General features: G+C 66.8%; 15 protein-coding genes. 4 read left to right on the forward strand and 11 right to left on the reverse strand.

Annotated features, from left to right (window positions below; genetic code table 11):
* Positions 1-19 precede the first annotated feature (19 nt).
* From ACQY4K_RS20930 to ACQY4K_RS20940, 3 genes are all read right to left on the reverse strand, one after another.
* Complete coding sequence (locus tag ACQY4K_RS20930) at positions 20-1,027, reverse strand: zinc-dependent alcohol dehydrogenase family protein (RefSeq protein ID WP_428392210.1); 1,008 nt, start codon at positions 1,025-1,027, stop codon at positions 20-22.
* Positions 1,024-2,055: a fumarylacetoacetate hydrolase family protein gene (locus ACQY4K_RS20935; RefSeq protein WP_428392212.1), complete on the reverse strand. Its 1,032-nt coding sequence runs from the start codon at positions 2,053-2,055 to the stop codon at positions 1,024-1,026. Before ACQY4K_RS20935 ends, ACQY4K_RS20930 begins: the two co-directional genes overlap by 4 nt.
* 88 nt (positions 2,056-2,143) lie before the next feature.
* The gene (locus tag ACQY4K_RS20940; RefSeq protein WP_428392214.1) at positions 2,144-4,258 is read right to left on the reverse strand and encodes a molybdopterin cofactor-binding domain-containing protein; all 2,115 of its coding nucleotides are present in this window, start codon (positions 4,256-4,258) and stop codon (positions 2,144-2,146) included.
* A gap of 299 nt (positions 4,259-4,557) precedes the next feature.
* Between ACQY4K_RS20940 and ACQY4K_RS20945 the strand changes: the two genes are divergently transcribed.
* Positions 4,558-5,736, forward strand: a complete 1,179-nt coding sequence (locus tag ACQY4K_RS20945; RefSeq protein WP_428392216.1) for an IS110 family transposase — start codon at positions 4,558-4,560, stop codon at positions 5,734-5,736.
* Positions 5,737-5,804: 68 nt separating this feature from the next.
* Here ACQY4K_RS20945 and ACQY4K_RS20950 read toward each other — a convergent pair whose 3' ends face one another.
* Both ACQY4K_RS20950 and ACQY4K_RS20955 read right to left on the reverse strand, forming a co-directional pair.
* Complete coding sequence (locus ACQY4K_RS20950; RefSeq protein WP_428392218.1) at positions 5,805-6,281, reverse strand: (2Fe-2S)-binding protein; 477 nt, start codon at positions 6,279-6,281, stop codon at positions 5,805-5,807.
* Positions 6,265-6,987, reverse strand: a complete 723-nt coding sequence (locus tag ACQY4K_RS20955) for a class II aldolase/adducin family protein (protein WP_428392219.1) — start codon at positions 6,985-6,987, stop codon at positions 6,265-6,267. Before ACQY4K_RS20955 ends, ACQY4K_RS20950 begins: the two co-directional genes overlap by 17 nt.
* Positions 6,988-7,131: 144 nt before the next feature.
* Between ACQY4K_RS20955 and ACQY4K_RS20960 the strand changes: the two genes are divergently transcribed.
* Complete coding sequence (locus ACQY4K_RS20960) at positions 7,132-8,025, forward strand: LysR family transcriptional regulator (protein ID WP_428392221.1); 894 nt, start codon at positions 7,132-7,134, stop codon at positions 8,023-8,025.
* A gap of 229 nt (positions 8,026-8,254) precedes the next feature.
* Here the strand turns inward: ACQY4K_RS20960 and ACQY4K_RS20965 are convergent, their stop codons facing one another.
* The 3 genes from ACQY4K_RS20965 to ACQY4K_RS20975 are packed head-to-tail and all read right to left on the reverse strand — an operon-like array spanning position 8,255 to position 10,384.
* Positions 8,255-8,536 (reverse strand): helix-turn-helix domain-containing protein, encoded by a 282-nt coding sequence (locus ACQY4K_RS20965; RefSeq protein ID WP_428392223.1) that lies wholly within the window; start codon positions 8,534-8,536, stop codon positions 8,255-8,257.
* Between the two features lie 2 nt (positions 8,537-8,538).
* Entirely contained in the window at positions 8,539-8,853 is a 315-nt protein-coding gene (locus ACQY4K_RS20970; protein ID WP_428392225.1) for a type II toxin-antitoxin system RelE/ParE family toxin, read from the reverse strand.
* The gene (locus tag ACQY4K_RS20975) at positions 8,795-10,384 is read right to left on the reverse strand and encodes a methyl-accepting chemotaxis protein (protein WP_428392227.1); all 1,590 of its coding nucleotides are present in this window, start codon (positions 10,382-10,384) and stop codon (positions 8,795-8,797) included. The genes ACQY4K_RS20970 and ACQY4K_RS20975 overlap by 59 nt, the downstream gene beginning before the upstream one ends.
* Positions 10,385-10,564: 180 nt before the next feature.
* Between ACQY4K_RS20975 and ACQY4K_RS20980 the strand changes: the two genes are divergently transcribed.
* Together ACQY4K_RS20980 and ACQY4K_RS20985 are read left to right on the forward strand one after the other, a co-directional pair.
* Positions 10,565-11,767 (forward strand): pyridoxal phosphate-dependent aminotransferase, encoded by a 1,203-nt coding sequence (locus ACQY4K_RS20980; RefSeq protein ID WP_428392229.1) that lies wholly within the window; start codon positions 10,565-10,567, stop codon positions 11,765-11,767.
* Positions 11,767-12,972, forward strand: coding sequence for a pyridoxal phosphate-dependent aminotransferase (locus ACQY4K_RS20985; RefSeq protein ID WP_428392230.1), 1,206 nt, complete (start codon positions 11,767-11,769; stop codon positions 12,970-12,972). The genes ACQY4K_RS20980 and ACQY4K_RS20985 overlap by 1 nt, the downstream gene beginning before the upstream one ends.
* Here the strand turns inward: ACQY4K_RS20985 and ACQY4K_RS20990 are convergent.
* The 3 genes from ACQY4K_RS20990 to ACQY4K_RS21000 form a co-directional block, all read right to left on the reverse strand.
* Positions 12,885-13,934: an alpha/beta hydrolase family protein gene (locus ACQY4K_RS20990; protein WP_428392232.1), complete on the reverse strand. Its 1,050-nt coding sequence runs from the start codon at positions 13,932-13,934 to the stop codon at positions 12,885-12,887. The genes ACQY4K_RS20985 and ACQY4K_RS20990 overlap by 88 nt on opposite strands.
* Before the next feature lie 114 nt (positions 13,935-14,048).
* Positions 14,049-14,348, reverse strand: a complete 300-nt coding sequence (locus tag ACQY4K_RS20995; protein WP_428392234.1) for a CcdB family protein — start codon at positions 14,346-14,348, stop codon at positions 14,049-14,051.
* Complete coding sequence (locus ACQY4K_RS21000) at positions 14,348-14,587, reverse strand: type II toxin-antitoxin system CcdA family antitoxin (protein ID WP_428392236.1); 240 nt, start codon at positions 14,585-14,587, stop codon at positions 14,348-14,350. The genes ACQY4K_RS20995 and ACQY4K_RS21000 overlap by 1 nt, the downstream gene beginning before the upstream one ends.
* Between the last annotated feature and the right edge of the window lie 112 nt (positions 14,588-14,699).

The raw sequence follows: 14,699 nt of genomic DNA on the forward strand, positions 1-14,699 counted from the left end.
TGCTGCTGGTCGGGGTTTGTCAGAATTCGACGACGATCTTGCCGAAATGGCCGCCAGACTCCTGGAGCCGGAAAGCGTCCACGATCTCGGCCAGAGGAAAGGAGCGGTCGATCACCGGGTGGCCATGGACGGCGTCGATGCCGCGGATCAGGTCCAATTGATGACGGCGGCTGCCGACGATCAGGCCCTGGAGCCGTTGCTGCCGCGCCATGAGCATGGCCGTCGGCACGGCGCCCGCCCGGCCGGTCAGCACGCCGATCAGCGAGATGTGGCCGCCCACGCGCGCGGCCCTGATCGATTGCGCCAGCGTGCCCGGGCCGCCCACCTCCACGACGTGATCGACGCCGGTGCCGCCGGTCAGGTCCCTCACCCGATCGCCCCAGTTCTCGTCCCGGCGGTAGTTGATGCCGTGCGCGGCGCCCATCGTGCGAAGCCGCTCCAGCTTCTCGTCGGAGGAGGAGGTCGCGATCACCGTGGCCCCAATGGCCCGCGCGATCTGCAACGCGAAGATCGACACGCCGCCCGTGCCGAGCACCAGCACGCTGTCCCCAACCTTCAGGCCGCCGTTGACCACCAGGGCGCGCCAGGCGGTCACACCGGCCGTGGTCAGGGTCGCCGCGGCGGCGTGGCTCCAGCCGGCCGGCGCACGCGTGAAGGACGTGGCCGGCGCCACCACGACCTCCCGGGCAAAGCCGTCGATCCCGTCGCCCGGCGTGGTGGCGAAATCGGCAAGGGTGGCCTCACCGTCCAGCCAGGTCGGGAAGAAGGTCGATACGACGTGGTCGCCGGGCTTGAACCCAGTGACCTCGGAACCGACCGCCTCCACCACCCCGGCGCCATCGGCCATGGGGATGCGCCCATCGGCGGCCGGCAACCGTCCCGTCACCACGCCCAGATCGTGGAAGTTCAGGGAGGTGGCATGCACGCGCACGCGGATGGCATCCCGTCCGGGATCGCCGGGATCGGGGAGGTCCACCGACGTCAGGCCGTCGAGCCCTTGCTGCGGATGAGCCTGGATGGCCTTCATGCGAGTGCTCCTCGGCTGCGCGAGGGCAGCCATTGCAGGACGGTTGCCGTCGCCGACACGACCAGGACGGCGCCGAGATAGGCCTGGGTCGTGCCCAGGAAGCCGGTGAGCGAAACGGATAAGCCGGCGGCGATGGGAGGAACGCTCAGGGACAGGTAGGTGACCAGGAAGATCGCCGCGAAGAGTTCCGCGGTCAGGCGGCGGTGTGGCGATCGAGCCCGCCGGCCCGGCCGGTTCCCCAAGCGACGGCGCGCTGCTGTTGCTCGCCGAGGCCATCGACGCCAAGCCGCATGACGTCGCCTTCCCGGATATAGGCCGGCGGCTTCATGTCCATGCCGACGCCAGCCGGGGTTCCGGAACAGATGACGTCGCCGGGCAGGAGCGTCATGAACTCGCTGAGGTAGCTGACGAGCTTGGCGACGCCGAAAATCATGCTGCCCGTGTTGCCGTCCTGGCGATGCTTGCCATTGACCGTCAGCCAGAGCCTTAGTTTCTGGGAGGTCGGGCACCTCGCCCTTGGTCCCCTGGCCGCCGCGCTCCATCTGATAGGCGCGCTCGGAAACGTCGTTGACGACGGTGTAGCCGGCGACGTGATCGAGGGCGTTGGCTTCGCCGACATAGGAGGCGCGCTTCCCGATCACGACACCGAGTTCGACCTCCCAGTCGACCTTTTCCGCGCCGCGCGGGATCAGCACGTCGTCGTCGGGACCGCCGAGCGAACTCAAGGCTTTCATGAACACGATGGGCTCGGCGGGCACGGGTAACCCCGATTCGGCGGCATGGTCTCTGTAATTCAGGCCGATGCCCACGAGCTTGCCGATCCCCGCGACGGGCGGACCAAACCGGGGGCGCGGCGACACCAGCGCCAGGTCCTCCGGCGTCAGCCTCGCCAGTTCGCCGAGCCGCGTGTCGCTCAGCGTCGCGGGCGTGATGTCGTCGACCACGACGGACAGGTCGCGCACGTCGCCGTTGCCGTCGAGAAGCCCGGGCCGTTCTTCGCCCCCGACGCCGAATCTGACCAATTTCATGTGCAATCCTCCCAATCGGAAATTTGATGGGTGACCGCAGGCCGCCACCGGGATTGGTGGGGCGCCCGCCCCGAAGAGCTCGGCTCGTCTACATGGCGGCGGCGATGCGTTCGGGCGTCAACGGCAGTTCGCGCACCCGCACGCCCAGCGCATCGAACAGCGCGTTGCCGATCGCCGCGGCGGTGGGACCGGCGGCGCATTCGCCGACGCCGTTCGAGGGTCGATCAGCAGCGTCGAGCAGCACCACCTCGATCGCGGGCACCTCGGAGAAGGACAGGATCGGATAGCTCTCCCAATCGCGAGTCAGGACCTGGTTCTCGTCCCACTTGACTTCCTCGATCAGCGTCCAGCTGACCGCCTGGACGATTCCGCCCTCGATCTGGTTCAGCAGGCCGTCGGGATTGACCACCAGCCCCGCATCGACGGCGGCCCAGACCCGCTCGACGTGCACGCGCTCGTCGACCCGGACCTCCGCCACCACTGCGCAATAGGCCGCGCTATTCTTGTAGCGGGAGAAGCCGAGGCCGCGTCCGCGCACCTCGCCGTCTTCGGGAGCCGTCGGCGCGGCGTTGGCAACCGCCGTCACCCGCTCCAGCGTCGCGCGCGCTCGCTCGTCTGTGAGGTGGCGCAGCCGAAATGCTAGTGGGTCGGCATCGGACGCCGCGGCGAGCTCGTCCATAAAGCACTCGATCGCGAACACGTTGCCGAACGCGCCGAGCGCGCGCAGCGCGGAGCTGCGCAGCGGCCCGCGCTGGATGAAATGGTGGATCACCGACTGGTTGGGGAAGAGATAGGGGGGCACCGCGTTCCGATCGCCGCCGCCGCCCAGCGCCAGCGACGGGTTCTCCACCGCCGGCCGCACAAACGGCTCGGCAAGATGCCACGCGGCCGATAAGCCGACACCTTCGCCCCAGCCCGGCCGCGAAAGATGCGGTGGGCTGTAAACTTGATATTTCCAGTCGACGATCGCGCCGTCGGCAGCGAGCTCTGCCGAGAGGTCCATCGTCATGGCGGGACCGAAGGGAGCGCTGACCAGCTCGTCCTCGCGCGACCAGACCACCCTGACCGGCCGGCCGAGCGCGCGTGACAATAAGGCGGCATCGAGCGCTACGTCGTCGGCGCCGTTGTGGCCATAGCAGCCGGCGCCGTCCTGATGAATGACGCGGACGATCTCCTCCGGCACCCCCAGAGCCATCGCCAGCTGCGACCGGAGCCCGTAATTTCCTTGCGTCTGCGACCAGACGGTTAGCCCCTGTACGATCCCGTCGGACTCTCGCCATTCCGCCACCGCGCAGGCCGGGCCGATCGACGCGTGGGCTAAATAAGGCTTGCTGTAGGTCGCATGGAACGACTGTGTGTCGTTCGGCTTAGACGCGGATCGCTCGGCGAGCTCCGTCGAGTCGCGCACATGACTATGCAGCCAGTCGACCATGCCGGACGGGTCTGGCAGGTCGGCGGGCGTCGTCCAGCGGACCGCCGTTTGCGCGACCGCGATCGCGCGCAAGGCGTCCTCCTCGCGCGGTGCAACGACACCGACGAATCGCCCGTTGACGACGATCTGCACCGCCGGCACGCGCGACCGCAGCTTCTCCTCGTCGACGCCCGCCAATTGGGCATTGCTAGACGGCGGCCGTACGATGCGTCCGTGCCACATATCCGGCAGGTCGAGGTCATGGATATAGGCCGCGCCGCTTAGCTTGCGCGGCAGGTCGCGCCGCGGGACGCTTCGCCCAACCACGCGGTACGCCGCGGAAGGTTTGGGCGCGACATTCCCGGTGATCTCCTGATGTAGATCGACCTCCTCGAGAAGACGCCAATAGTCGATCGATCCGCCCGTAGCCGACACGAACGAGCCGTCGCGCACCGTCAGCGTGGCGGGATCAACTCCGAGGCGCCTAGCCGCCGCTGCAGCGAACGTCTCGCGCACCTCGGCGCAGGCGATGCGGACCGCCAGGCCGCCGCGTTCGATCGAGATACTTGCCGACGTCCACCACTCGTTCGGGCATAATCCGGTGTCGCCCGACACAAGGTCGAGCACGTCGAGCAGCACCCCCAGTTCCTCGGCGGCGATCTGCGCAACCGCCGTGCCGATCCCCTGACCCAGTTCCACCTTGCCGTTACGGACCTGGACCCGGCCGCCGGGTTCGAACCGAACCCAGTCCGCCATCTTGCCATCGGGCTTGACGCCGACCCAGCTCGTCATCGTCCGATCGAGATCGGGTCGCGGCGCCAGCCCGGTCCGGCTTGTAACTCCTCCACTCACCGCTGTGCTCCTTGGCTAAGGTTGCACATTGGTTGCTGGGAGAGGGTCGCCGTGGTGTGTTTGAGGGTTCGTCCTCGGGCATGAGATTGGCGCCCTCGACCGGTGCTTAGGGCTCGAACGGTATCCTGAGGCCAAGCCTTGCCCGCTTGCGTCCTCGGTTGGACAAGCGTGAGCATGGGTGCCGGCTCCGGTTCAACGCATGCGTTAAACCCCTGCCGCTGACCAACAACGGAGGGATCATGTTCGCAGGCATCGATATTGCGTCCGAGCGCCACATGCTCGCACGCCTGGACGACCAGGGCGCGCCGATCGGCAAGCCCATGCCAATCACCGAGGACCGCGCCGGCTACGACGCGCTGCTCAAGGCATTGGGCGAGCCGCCAGTGCTCGTCGTTATGGAGGCGACCGGGCACTACTGGAAGAACCTGTTCGCCGTGCTCGCTGCCGCCGGGCACGAGGTGGCGCTGCTCAATCCGTTTGTCGCCCGGCGTTTCCAAGACAGCCGCCTCGAACGAACCAAGACCGATGCCATCGACGCGCAAGGCCTCGCCCGCCTCGCCTTCGAGAAGCGCCCTGAACCCAGCCATCTGCACGACGAGGTCGCCGAGGCGCTGCGCGAGCTGGTTCGTCATCGCGACCGGCTGCGGCAGGGTTTTGACGATCGTGTCCGCCAGCTGCACAGACTGGTTGACCTCGGCTTCCCCGAGTTCACCCGCTACGTCCGCAGCCTCGACAGCATGCTCGCTACCTGCCTGCTCGCCGCATATCCGACCGCTCACGCCTTTGCCCGCGCCACCCCACGCCGCTTGGCCAAGCTGCGCTACGACGGGCGCCATTTCGTCGGCGCCGAACTGGCCGAGCAGCTCGTCGAGGCCGCGAAGACCTCGATCGGCCAGCACCACGGACCCGCCTACAAGCTGCAGGCCGTGCACATCTGCCAAGACCTCGACCTGTGGCGTAAACGTCTGGCCGATATCGAGCGCGACATCGAGGACCTGCTCGACACCCACCAGATCGGCAAGCTGCTGACCACCATCGAAGGTATCGGGCCACAATCCGCAGCCCGCATCATCGCCGCTGTCGGCGACCCAGCCCATTTCAAGAGCGCCAACGCCTTTGCGGCCTACGTCGGCGTCGTGCCGGGTCTGAGGCAGTCCGGCAAGCAATCCGACCGTATTCGAGCGCCCCTCGCACCCATGGGCCATGCCCGGCTGCGTAAGGCACTCTGGATGCCGGTGCTCGGCGCCGTGCGACGCAATGCCTGGTTGCGCGCCTTCTACGAGCGCCTCAGAGCCGCCGGAAAACCCGCAAAACTCGCCCTCATCGCCGCCATGCGAAAGCTGCTGCACGCCGTCTACAGCGTCGCCAAGCATCGCAAGCCGTTCGAGATCAGAACGGAGCAGGCGCGGGCGGCGTAGTCCCAACATAACGCAGCCGACCGCGCCTGCGGCCCGCACAAAAACCGCTTGCTCAACGTGACGGTATCTCATGTGTGGCCCGCCGCTTGCCGCACCGCGCGTAGGATGCGGACATGAGTTCCGCATCGGCAAAGGTGCTTGTCGAGCGCCTCCAGCATCCGCCCTTCGTCGGGCGCTCCGTCCTCTTCTAACAGCGCCTTGCAGCGCATGATGATGCCGTTGATGCAATAGCCGCATTGCGCCGCCTGCGTGTCGAGGAAGGCGCGCTGCAGGGGATGCGGCTGCTCGACGCTGCCGATTCCCTCGATCGTCAGGACATCGTGATCGAGCGCCGCCCACAGCGGCGTGTCGCACGACGCGACAGCACGGCCGTCGATCTGCACCGTGCAGGCGCCGCACGTGCCGACCCCACAGCCGAAGCGAGTACCTTTCAGCCCCAGATCGTTGCGGAGGACGTAAAGGAGGGGAGTGTCAGGTTCCGCAGCGACCCGACGCGTTTCGCCGTTGACCCGCAGTTCCCTGACGGTGTCAGAAGCCGACGTCATCGGCCCAACCCTCGCGCTTCGCGCGTCGAACCAGATACGCCCACATGTTGTCGAAGTAGAAGTCGGAATTGAGGAACTTCTTGGCTTCCTCGATCGCCGAGTCGGGCATCAGATGGAGTTCGCCGGCGGACATCGCCTTAAGTTGTACCCCGAGCGAGGCTTCGAGCTCGATCACCCGCAGCACGGTCTGCGCGATGGAGACATGCGCTACCATGAGGCCGTGGTGCTTCAGAATCAGGCCGCTCGTGCTCGCAAACTCGCGCGCCATGATCTTGCCCTGTTCAGCGATGCTGAACGTGTCTTCGTAATCCTCGACCAGTCGCACGTCGCCGTGCCAGCGCGCCGCATTGTTGTCGATCGGAAGCAGCGAGGTGGCGATGGCGCCGGCCGCGACGCCGTTGTCGCCGTGATGATGCCCGATGCACATCACTTTGGGGTTCTCGCGGTAGACCGGGCCGTGCACAGCCATGGAAGGATTGATGCGGGCGTCGGGATCCTTCGGTTTGCCGTCGAAATCGACCTCGCAAATGGTCGCCAAGCTGACTTCCTCGACGCTTTGGCCAAAGGTGTATACCCAGAACGTGTCCGCGTCGGGGGACCGGGCGGTGAGATGCGCGAGCAGTCCCCTGCCCAGCCCCAGCATGCCCATGATCCGGTATCCCAGGACGAGGTTCTGTTTCAGATTGTTTGTCACGGCTGTAGCCATGAGCTTCTCCCATCCCGAGTGATGCAGCCTGCGCGGCAGGTCGACAACGATTGGAGTGTCACGGGCTCCAACCCGCTCCTAAAGCATATGACCCAGCCGCCTTGGGCATTGAAATCGAACCTTTTGCATGCCGTTATCGACACAATGGATACCAGAAACCTCGATCTCGGATTGCTCGTGACGCTCGAAGCCTTGCTTGCGGAACGCAACGTCACACGCGCCGCGCGCCGGCTGAACCTCAGTCAGCCGGCCTTGTCGGCACGGCTGGCAAGACTTCGCGATGCACTCGGCGATCCGCTCCTGATCCCGGCCCAGCGCGGGATGGTGCTGACCCAGCGGGCACTCGAGCTGATGCAGCCACTGCACGAGGCGCTGGAGAGTGTCCGCCGCGTTATTGAGCAAGGAGCGCCGATCGATCCGGCGACCATGCAGGCAACCCTGGTGATCGCGGCGAGCGACTACGTCCAGTATGCGCTGCTGGCGCGTTTCTTGGTCGCGTTGCGGGTCGAGGCGCCGATGATCCGCATAGCGTGGCGGGCGCTCGACGTGATGGCACTCTCCACGCAATTGGAGCGTGGTGAGGTGGACCTGGCCTTGGCCGCGCCTGAACACGCGCCGGCGGCGATGCGCCAGCGCCGACTCTACGAGGAGGGTTACGCGGTCATCGCACGACAGGGGCATCCAAGCGTGCAGGGCGATCTGGGGCTGGACGTGTTCTGCGCGCTGGACCACGTCGTCGTATCGCCTCAGGGTGGCGGCTTTACCGGGCCTACCGACGCAGCGCTTGAGGCGATCGGCCGTCGTCGCACCGTCGCCTTGTCCACATCGGGCTTCCTGATCGTGCCGGAGATCGTGTCACGATCCGACATGATCGCACTGATCCCGCGCCGGATCGCAGAAGGCTGGTCGGAACGGATGCAGGTGCTGGAACCGCCGCTCACCATACCTGGATTCGTCATCGCCAGTATCTGGCACGAACGGACGACTACCCACCCGGCACAGAGCTGGCTACGTGACCGACTTGCCGCATTGGCATGATGCTGTATCCCGATGTACCGCAGGTCCAAGCTCACTTTCCCAAAACACCATCCCAATCGAGAAAGCTGGGGTGCTGGTGGGAAGACGACGCGAGGCGGCTAAGGGGCGGGAGCTCGTACAACTTCTCATCCCTCTTGCCCTTCAACACGGTATCTTCGGGTGACGATCCCTGACGCAAGAGGATGACGCCTGCGGCGATAAGGGTTGAACGCCAAAAAAGAGGAGGGGGTTAGGCCGCCTCCCCGATCTTGAACTCTAGGGTAAGCCCTGCCGCCGCCGCCAGGTTCACCAGGGCATCAAGCGAAAACTTGCCGAGCTTCCCCCGCAACAGGTCATTCAGCCGGGGTCGGGTGATCGCCAGCCGTTCCGCCGCAACCTCTTGCGGCAGGTTCCAGGACTTGACCCGATCGACCAGAGCCGCGAGCAGATCGGCGCGCGCCTTCATGTTCGCGGCCTCCATCGGAGTGTCGGCCAAGGCGTCAAACACCTCCGCAAAAACCTCGGTTTCCATTGCTAACCCTTCCATGATTTCAAGCGGCTCGCCGCTAACTCAATATCCCGTTGTGCCGTCTGCTGCGTTTTCTTCTGGAAGGCGTGGAGCACGACGACAGTATCCCCGAGCGTAGCCAGGTAGATTGCTCTGAACGCTCCGGCTTCCTCGCGTATCGTAGCCTTTGGGATCCTTTGCTTATCTGAATGTGGGTCTGGGGCCCCAGCGGGGTCCAGGGGCGTCTTGCGCAGCACGCCTTCGCGTGACGCCCCTGGCCTTTCAGGCGGCCTTAACGTCCGCGACAAAGCTGCTGACTTCAAGCTCCAGCATCGCCGCATGCCGCGACAGGTCGCCCGCGGCGCTCAGGACTTGGCTGGCCGCGGTCCCGGTGTCATTGGCCGCGTTGCTCACGCCGCCGATATGGACGGTGACCTCCTGCGTGGCGCCGGCGGTATCGCGCACGTTGCGGGCGATCTCGGCGGTCGCCGCTCCCTGCTGCTCGACCGCGGCGGCGATGGTGGTCGAGATCACGCTCACCTCCTGGATGGTGGTGGAGATCGCTCCGATCGCATCGACCGCCTCGCGGGTGGCGGTCTGGATCTGGCCGATCTGGGTCGCGATCTCGCCGGTGGCCTGCGCGGTCTGGCTGGCCAGGTTCTTGACCTCGCTGGCGACCACTGCGAAGCCCTTGCCTGCCTCGCCAGCGCGTGCCGCTTCAATGGTGGCATTCAGCGCCAGCAGGTTGGTCTGGCCAGCAATGCCGGCGATCAGGCCGACCACGTGGCCGATCTTCTCCGCCGCCTCGGACAAAGCACGGACGATGGCGTCGGTGCGCTGCACGTCGGTCACGGCGCGGCTGGTGACATGCGCGGATTTCGCGACCTGCTGATTGATTTCACCGATCGAAGCGGTGAGCTGCTCCGCGGCGGCCGCGGCCATCTGCACGCCGAGGCTTGCGGTCTGCGCCGCCGCATCGACCGTGCCTGCTCGGCGGTTGGTGTCGGCCGCGGTGCCGCTGAGCGAATGTGCCGTGGTGCTGAGGTCGGTCGAGCCGGAGGCGAGGGTCCTGGCCAGGCCGCCCACTATGTCCTCGAAGCCGCGCATGCGGGCCTCGAGACGCTGCGCGCGCTGCTCCTTGACGCTCCGGCTCGCCTCCTGCTCGACGGCAAGTGCTGCGGCCCGGATCATGTTGTCCTTGAACACGACGACGGCGGCAGCCATCGCGCCGATCTCGTCGCGCCGGCCGGCGCCGGGGACCGCCGCGTCCAGCTCTCCGGCGGCAAGTCTGCGCATCGCCTGGGTCATTGCACTTAACGGCACGGCGATCACGCGAACCAGGGTTATACGGAGCAGCAGGGCGGCCAGTACCGACACCGCGCCACTGCCGAGCAAGACGAGGATGGTGGCACGCGACGCCGCCTTTTGCGCGGCGCCCCAGTGAACCAGCTGCGTGTGTTCGGTCGTCAGGATCTGCTTGATCGTGGCGCGGATCGACGCCATCGGCACCTTTCCGGTTCCGGCATCCGCGACGTCCTTGTGCCAGGCGTCGACAAAGCTGCTCAGGACGTGCAACCGGGCGCGCTGGGCGGCGTCACCAGCGGTGAGAGCCTGCACCAGGCCGAAGGCGTGAGCGTAGTCTGCCTTGCCTTGCTGAAACGCTGCCATGTAGCTTGGGTCGCCGGTAAGCAACGAGGCACGCAGGCTGCTTTCCTGCTGCACCAGCCCCGCCATCGCATCCTTGACGGTGAGGATCACGGTGCCTGAATGGGTGCAATGCACCTGGGCACGCTGCATCAGGCGGATCTTCTGGAAGACCAGGCCGCTGCTCGCCAGCATCACGGTAATGATTGGCACAAATGCCAGGATCATCTTGGCCCGAATCGAAATATCACTGATCTTTCGCGAGAGTTGCATCGTCGCCTCATCCGTTGCGGCGATGATCCTCGCGCGATCCAATGAAGCTTCCATTAACGCGATTGCAGGAAGCGGGGCCGGTTTCGCGTCAGGCGGTTCTGCTCTACCGTTCGGCGTCAAAACCGGTCGAGAACCATGCCCCTGATTGCCGCCCGCCTGAACAAGATCAGCCCAAGCCAGACGATCGCGATCTCAACCAAGGCGCGTGCGCTCAAGGCAGCGGGGCGCGACATCATCAGCCTGTCGGCCGGCGAGCCCGATTTCGACACGCCTCAGAACGTCAAGCAGGCGGCCATGCGCGCGATTGCGAACGGCCAGACGAAGTATACCGACGTGTCGGGCACGCCGGCGCTCAAGCAGGCGATCGCCGAGCGGTTCCGCATCGATTCCGGGCTCGATTACCGGCCTGAGGAGATCATCGTCTGCACCGGCGGCAAGCAGGTGATCTACAACGCCATGGTGGCGACGCTGGACGCCGGCGACGAGGTCATCATCCCGTCGCCCTGCTGGGTGTCATATCCGGACATCGTGGCACTAGCCGACGGGGCTCCGGTGATCGTTCCATGCGGCCCGAACAGCGGCTTCAAACTGCGCGCCGAGGACCTGGAGGCCGCGATCACGCCGCGCACCAAGTGGTTCTTTCTCAACAGTCCGAACAATCCGACCGGTGCGGCCTACGATCGCGACGAACTGCGCGCGATTTGCGACGTGCTGCTGCGGCACCCCGACATCTGGATCTTCACCGACGATATCTATGACAAGCTGGTCTATGACGGCTTTCAGCCTGCCACCATCGTGCAGGTCGAGCCGCGATTGCGCGACCGCACGGTGACGATGAACGGCTGCTCTAAGGCCTATGCGATGACCGGCTGGCGGATCGGCTTCGCCGGCGCGCCGGCGCTACTGATCCGCGCGATGGACAAGCTGCAGAGCCAGTCGACCTCTAACGCCAGCTCGATCAGCCAGGCGGCGGCCCTGGAGGCGCTGACCGGCCCGCAGGACTTCATCGCGGAGATGGTCGCGACCTACCAGGCGCGTCGCGACCTGGTGGTGGACATGCTGGGCGAGGCCGATGGCATCACCTGCCACAAGCCGGAGGGTGCGTTCTACGTCTATCCCTCGATGCAGGGCTGCATCGGCAAGACCAGCGCCGGCGGCGCCGCGATTACCGACGATGAGAGCTTCGTGGTGGCTTTGCTGGAGGAACAGGGGGTGGCGGCGGTGCATGGCGCGGCGTTCGTCTTTCCCGGCCATTTCCGGGTCAGCTACGCCACCGACACCGAAAGCCTGGCCGAGGCCTGCCGGCGCATCCAGCGGTTCTGCGCCGACCTGCACTGATGATGCCGCTGCTGGCTGGCCGCCTGGCAGCACTTGAGCCCCCGGCGACGGTCGGCATGTCGGCGCGCGCGCGGACCTTACGCGCGGCCGGGCACCGGGTCATCTCGCTGGCGATCGGCGAGCCGGATTTCGACACGCCACCTATCGCCGTCGCGGCCGCGCACCGGGCGGCGCTGGAAGGCGAGACGAAATATCCGCCGACCGACGGCACAATGGCCCTCAAGCAGGCGGTGCGCGAGAAGTTCGCGCGCGAAAACGGGCTCACGTTCAGCGACGCCGAGGTGATGGTCGCCAATGGCGGCAAGCAGATCCTGTTCAATGCGCTGCTGGCGACCCTGGACCCCGAGGACGAGGTGGTGATCCCGGCGCCATACTGGGCCAGCACGCCGCTGATCGCGCAGATGCTCGGGGCCCGCACGGTGCATCCGCAATGCCCGGAGGCGCTCGGCTTTGCGCTGACCCCGGAGGCGCTGGCGCAGGCGATCACGCCGCGGACCCGCTGGGTGATCCTGAACTTCCCGAACAACCCGACGGGTGCGACCTGCGGCGGCGAGGCGCTGCGCGGCTTGGCGGACGTGCTGTCGCACCATCCGCATGTCTGGGTGCTGAGCGACGAAATTTACGAGCACCTGGTGCATGACGGGCCGCCGCACGTCTCGCTGGCGGCCGTCGCACCCGAGCTGCGCGACCGCGTGCTGACACTGAACGGCGCATCCAAGACCTATGCCATGACCGGCTGGCGGGTTGGCTATGCCGGTGGCCCGGCGCGGCTGATCGCGGCGATGACGACGGTCCAAAGCCACTCCACCTCCGGCGCCAGCAGCATCGGCCAGGCGGCGGTGGTGGCGGCGTTGGGCGGCGGCCTCGAGCGAATCGCGGTGATGCGCGAGACCTATCGGCGGCGACGCGACCGGGCCGTGGCGGCGCTGCGGGCGATGCCTGGTGTGACCTGCGCGATGCCGCACGGCGCCTTCTATGCCTATCCCGGGATTGCCGGTTGCATCGGCCGCACCAGCGCCGGCGGCGCGCTGATCGATAGCGACGCGGCGTTCGCGCGGGCCCTGCTCGATGAGCAGCACGTTGCCGTCGTGCACGGCGCGGCGTTTGGGATGAGCCCCTATCTGCGGCTGAGCGTCGCCTCCGATGACGACAGCCTGTCGGAAGCCTGCATCCGAATGGCGCGGTTTTGCAAACGGCTGCGCTGAGCCAGGGCGGCACGGAAGAAGCGGACGACGCTGCGATTGAAGCTCGTGTGGAAGCGGGTCCGGTCAAATCCCGGCGCGCTTTCGCAGATAGCCGGCGCCACATTCCGCAGGGCGGGTGAGCAGGGTGCGAGGAAGTCCAGATGCCTCGCCCCGGCGACGATGTGCAGGGCTGCCGGCTGCGGCAAGGCGCGTTGCACGGCCTCGGCATAGAACGGCGCCGGCAGGATACGGTCGTCGCCGGCGCGCCAAAGCTGCACCGGCATGGTCACGCGCCGCAACCCGCGCCGGCTGAAGGTGAAGCCGAGCGCCGGGGCCGCTACAACCAGGGCGCGCAGGCGGAAATCCTGCCCCATCATGGCAGTTGTCTCTGTGGCGTCGGCCGGGTGGGCAGCGAGGAGGCGGCAGTCGTAGAAGCTCGGGTGGGCCGCGCAGTGGGGTGCGACGCGCGAGAGGTCGGGAACGCCCCCGGCCGCGACCAGCACGGTGAAGCCGCCGGCGGAGAAGCCGAACGCGCCGATCCGGTGTGGGTCCACCGGCCAATGCCGCAGCGTGTAATCGATCAGCACGCCGAGCGCGCGCGACCTATCGGCGATGTCCGTGGCTCGGCTCATGTCGCGGAAATTGTCGCCCGGGTGGGTGAGGGCCGCCACCACAAAGCCCGCTTGCGCCAGGGCATAGGCGGTGTCGGCGTGGCCGGCGAAGCTGCCGCCGCTCCCGTGCGAGATCACCACCAGGGGCAGGCTATCGCCAGCGACGCGGGCGTCTGCAGCCAGGTCCTGGACGAACAGCTCGACCGGGGTGGGGCGCATCGGAGCTTTCGTCGGATACCAGACGCCGACCTCGATCGGGGCCCTGCCGCCGTCGGGGATAATGAGGTGTCTGAAACCGACATGCGCCGTGACAGCGACGGATGCCGGCGTGCAGCCGAACAGGCTGAGAAGAACGGCGATGACGATCCACATGCGAGGCTCCATGGAATGCTATCTGCATCGTCATGGCAGCCGCGCGATGGTGTTGCAGCCGGCGTTGCGCGAACGGGCGAGCGGGTTCGTGGGCGGGCGAGTGGACGCGGCGGCTCAGAGGCCGACGAGCAGGGTGTCGAGCGCCCGCGTCACGCGGTCATGGTGCTGGACCAGGGAACCGACGGAACTCTTGAGCTCGTGGACCGGGATGCTCGCGATGGCCTGGGTGAGCAGGACATGCCGGCGGCTGCTGATCTCGAAGACCGGATTGAGCTCGCTGATCGGCTTGGGCGCCATCTCCTCCGGGATAAGCGGCACCACGGCGCGTGTGGCGAGATGGGCGAGCAGCTCAGCCTGGACGTCCAGCACGTAGCCGGGGCCGGTCGGCATCGGGTGCACGTCGAGACGGGACATCAGAACTGACGATAGGCGGCGAGCGGCAGACCCTGCTCGGCGACGTGACGGTTCCAGGCGTCGATCGCGTCGCGGTTCTCGGCGAGCCAGCGCTCGCGCCGGCCCTCGGCAACCGCGGTGGCCAAGCCGCGCTCGCAGGCCTGCGACAGGTTCACGCCCATCGCACGTGCGTCCCGCAGGAGGGTGGTCGGCAGGGTGACGTTGGTGGCGCGTCGCGGCGAAGTGCCGGTTGGTGTCATCTGTGGCGCGGACCTACCCTAAATTTACGTCATCATGGGCGTGCTCGATGCGCACGGCAAGACGCATGGATCCGAGTTGCGGCTTATGCTTGCCGCGCGAGGACGCAGTGGC

Source organism: Lichenicoccus sp., assembly GCF_965276875.1.
Taxonomy (GTDB): domain Bacteria; phylum Pseudomonadota; class Alphaproteobacteria; order Acetobacterales; family Acetobacteraceae; genus Lichenicoccus.